General features: G+C 58.4%; 3 protein-coding genes. 1 reads left to right on the top strand and 2 read right to left on the bottom strand.

Annotated elements, in window-relative coordinates:
• A partial coding sequence (locus Q1Y74_RS13690) for a GH3 auxin-responsive promoter family protein (protein ID WP_300814848.1) occupies positions 1-891 on the bottom strand: 891 nt, incomplete at its 3' end.
• 189 nt (positions 892-1080) lie between these two features.
• Between Q1Y74_RS13690 and Q1Y74_RS13685 the strand changes: the two genes are divergently transcribed.
• Complete coding sequence (locus tag Q1Y74_RS13685) at positions 1081-2091, top strand: ATP-dependent 6-phosphofructokinase (RefSeq protein ID WP_300814847.1); 1011 nt, start codon at positions 1081-1083, stop codon at positions 2089-2091.
• A gap of 196 nt (positions 2092-2287) precedes the next feature.
• Here the strand turns inward: Q1Y74_RS13685 and Q1Y74_RS13680 are convergent.
• On the bottom strand, positions 2288-4322 hold a 2035-nt coding region (locus Q1Y74_RS13680), incomplete at its 5' end, for a S41 family peptidase (RefSeq protein ID WP_300814846.1).

Genomic DNA, 4322 nt, shown 5'->3' with positions numbered 1-4322 from the left:
GGGGATGAATTCGTAGAAGATGCCGTAGTCTATCATCAGCAGCATGGCCGGGTCGGCCGGGTCGCTCTGTGTGCCGAAGTAGCCTTCGGAGGCGTTGTAAGTCTCCACATAGTGCATGCGGGGGCTGCGGATGACTTCCTTGTATTGTTCGCGGTATGGGGTGAAGGCCACTCCGCCGTGGAAGAACACCTCCAGATTGGGCCACACCTCTTCAAGGCTCTGCTTGCCCGTCTTCTCCAGAATGTGCTTGATGAGTACCAGCATCCACGAGGGTACGCCGGAGAGGTTGGTGACGTTGGCATGAATGGTTTCGCGTGCGATGGCTTCCATTTTGGGCTCGAAGTGTTCCATCAGAGCTGTCTGTTTGCTTGGCACACGGATGTGGGAGAGGTCGCCCACCAGGCTGTGGTTGGTGTTCAGGTTGGGAGCATGGCTTCCGCCCAGTATCAGTCCTTTACCGTTGAAGAAGCGGCTTTGCGGATTCTGGTGCAGGTAGAGGGCGACGGCATCGATGCCTCCACGATAGTGCGTGTCTTTCAGCGACTCGCGGCTGACAGGCAGGAATTTGCTCTTGTCGTTTGTGGTGCCCGACGATTTGGCGAACCAACGGATCTCGGAGGGCCAGAGCAGGTTCTGCTCCCCAGCCCGCAGGCGCTCTACGTAGGGCTTTACTTCCTCGTAAGTCTGTATAGGAAGTCTTTTCTTGAACTCTTCGTAGGTGCGTATCGAGGCATAGTCGTATTTCTTTCCCCATTCGGTGCCTGCCGCCGTCTTCAGCAGACGTAGCAGCACGCGTTCCTGCAATTCGCCGGCGTGTTGCGCATATTGCTGGTCGATTTCTTTGTAACGGGAGTTGAAATATACGCTGTTCAGAAACCTTGTAATATTCATTCTTCTTATTGAAAGCTGATTTTAAGCTGCAAAATTAATCTTATTTATCGGCATCTCTATCTTTTTTCCGTTTTTTTTCTACCTTTACGACAGATAACGGAGCTTATGGATAACTCAACGTAAATGTGGTACGATTGGTTCGCTGTCCGGGTTCCGTCGTCGGTTTCAATCCTAAACAAGTTTGGACTTATGAGAATTGGTATTTTGACTTCGGGCGGTGACTGCCCCGGCATCAATGCGACGATTCGCGGCGTGTGCAAAACAGCCATCAATCATTACGGCATAGAAGTGACGGGCATCCACAGCGGCTTCCAGGGACTGCTGACGAAAGACGTGGAGGTGTTTACAGAGAAATCAATGTCCGGTCTGCTCAATCTGGGCGGCACCATGCTGGGTACCTCGCGTGAGAAACCTTTCAAGAAAGGGGGCATCATTTCGGACGTGGACAAGCCTGCCCTGATTATGCAGAACGTGAAGGAGCTGGGCCTGGACTGCGTGGTGTGCATAGGCGGAAACGGCACGCAGAAGACAGCGGCCAAACTGTCCGAAATGGGGCTGAACATTGTCTCCGTGCCCAAGACGATAGACAACGACATCTGGGGGACGGACTTCTCCTTCGGCTTCGATTCGGCCGTCAGCATCGCCACCGACGCCATAGACCGCCTGCACTCCACCGCCAGCTCGCACAAACGCGTGATGGTCATCGAGGTGATGGGCCACAAGGCGGGTTGGATTGCCCTCTACTCGGGCATGGCGGGCGGAGGAGACGTCATTCTCATCCCCGAACTGCCTTATAACATACACAGCATCGGACAGACCATCCTGAACCGCCTGAAGAAGGGAAAGCCTTACTCCATTGTGGTGGTGGCCGAGGGCATACAGACCGACGGCCGCAAACGTGCCGCCGAGTACATTGCCCAGGAGATTGAGTATGAGACGGGCATCGAGACGCGCGAGACGGTGCTGGGCTACATCCAGCGCGGCGGTTCGCCCACGCCCTTCGACCGCAACCTCTCCACCCGCATGGGAGGCCACGCCACGGAGCTGATAGCCAACGGACAGTTCGGCCGCATGGTGACGCTGAAGGGCGACGAAATCTCTTCGGCGCCGCTGAGCGAGGTGGCAGGCAAGCTGAAGCTGGTGACCGAGGACCACGACCTCATCGTGCAGGGACGGCGCATGGGCATCTGCTTCGGATAGCCTCTTTGGCTCTGAACAGACGAATGGCACACAGGCCACGCTGATTGGACAGAGAATCACAGACCGGCATGCCGGCTTACAAGGGATTTAGAATCCGTGTGAATCTGTCCAAACAGCGTGGCCTGTGTGCCATTTCGCTTTTTGAGGGCCTCGCCGTTGGTGGGCGGGCGTGCAGCCCGCTACACTTGCGGCAGGTTTATTTTCCTATTTCCTTCAGCAGTTCGTCCACGGCGGCTTTCAGCTGCGTGTCTTCGCCCTTGACGATGGTTTCGGGGGCATTGAGCACCCGGATGTCGGGTTCCAGCTGCATGTTCTCCAGGTACGAGCCGTCGGGCAGTCGATAGCCGATGACGGGGATGCCGAATACCAGCGAGCGGTCCTGAAGCGTCTCCCACGACACACTGGTCATGGTGCCCGGTACGGGAGCTCCCACCAGCTTGCCCAGCTTCCGGTGGCTGTACACCCAGGGTGTGCCGTGGGCGTTGGAGTAGTTGGCCTCGCATTGCAGCATGATGCTGGGCTTGTTCCAGCGGCGGCTGGGCATGTCGCAGGCTTCGCGTCCGCGCACCACCTGTGTGAAGTATTTCTGTCCGCTGAACAGCACTTCGATGTCTTCGTGCAGGCGTCCGCCGCCGTTGAAGCGGGTGTCGATGACGATGCCCTCGCACTTGTTGTACTTGCCCAGAATGTCCGAATAGATGTTGCGGAAACTGCCGTCGTCCATGGACTGGATGTGTACGTAGCCCAGGCGTCCGCCCGACCAGCGTTCCACGTCGGCCGCACGCTGCTTCACCCAGCGGCGGTAGAGCAGGCTGTTCAGTGTGCCGCCGCTGATGGGCTTCACCACTTCGTCCCAGCGCCGGTCTGTTGCGGGGCTGTAGAAGGATACGAGCGTCTTGCGGCCGGTCTTGCCGTTCAGCAGCTGGCTGATGTCGGTCTTGGCGTCGAGCGTCTGGCCGTCTATCTTCACGATGCGGTCGCCCGCCTTCACCTGCGACCTGGCCGTGTCGAAGGGGCCTTTTTCCACCACCTCGTCTATCAGCAGTCCTTCGCCGCGGTCGGTCCAGCTATAGAGCAGGCCCAGGCTGGCGGTGGCGTCGGTGGCAAGCGAGGGGTAGTAGCGTCCGCCCGTGTGCGACACGTTCAGTTCGCCCAGCCACTCGCTCAGCAGCTCGGCAAAGTCGTAGTTGTTGTTGATGTGGGGCAGGAACTTGCGGTAGGCTGCCGACATCTTGTCCCAGTCCACGCCGTGCATGTTCAGGTTGTAGAAGCGTTTCTGCTCCTGCTTGTAGACGTGGTCGAACATGTAGGCGCGCTCTTCGGCCAGGTTCATCTGCATTTCGGCGCGGTAGGTGACGGGCTCCAGCTTGTCGCTCTTGGTGTTCATCTTCTGCATGCTGCGTCCGCTCAGGATGAAGAGGTTGTCGCCCTTCTTGTCCAGCGTGAGCGAGGCCCAGCCGGCGTCCATCTTCTTCAGCAGCTTGGTGTCGTGCTTGCGCAGGTCCATCTTCCAGAGGTCGTATCCGCCTTCGAAGGCCGACATGTAGTAGAGGCTTTCGCCGTCGGCCGAGAGGATGGCGTCGCCCAGGCGCGAGGAGTTGGGCGTGAGGCGCACGATGCGGTCTTCGATGCCGTCCAGTTCCACCGTGATGGGTTCAACGTCCGGCTTCTTGTCGCCCTCTTTCTTGTCCTTGTCGCCGTCTTTGTCTTCTTTTTTCTTGTCCTTGTCGTCGTTCTCCTTTTCCTTCTTGCTGAGTTCGTAGTCTTCCTTGCTCAGGCGGTACTTGTCGTAGGCGTCCTGGTTGAGGAACACCAGCATGGCGTCTTCGAGCGAACCCCACGAGGCGTGGCTGCGCATGCCGTAGCGTTCGGTGCTGAAGAGGATGGCGTTGCCGTCCATCACCCAGCGGGGCGAGGAGCTGAAGTAGCCGCTGGCGGTCAGGTTGAATATCGTGCCCTTGCCGTCGGCGCTTACCAGGCCGATGTCGGTGTAGGGGTCGTGGCCGTTGCCGATGAATTCGAGGGCGAACCATCGTCCGTCCGGCGACCAGCGGTAGCTGAAGCCGCCTTCGGTGCTGTACCAGGTGGAGCCGTCGGTTATCTGGCGCACCTTTTTGGTGTCGAGGTTAAGAACCATCAGGCGGTTGCGGTCTTCGATGAAGGCCAGTTCCTTGCCGTCGGGCGAGAAGCTGGGCATGGTGCGCTCTACGGTGGTGGAGGGCAGCAGCACT

The organism is uncultured Bacteroides sp. (assembly GCF_949298305.1).
In the GTDB taxonomy this organism is placed as follows: domain Bacteria; phylum Bacteroidota; class Bacteroidia; order Bacteroidales; family Bacteroidaceae; genus Bacteroides.
This window is presented reverse-complemented; position numbering and strand designations above follow the sequence as displayed.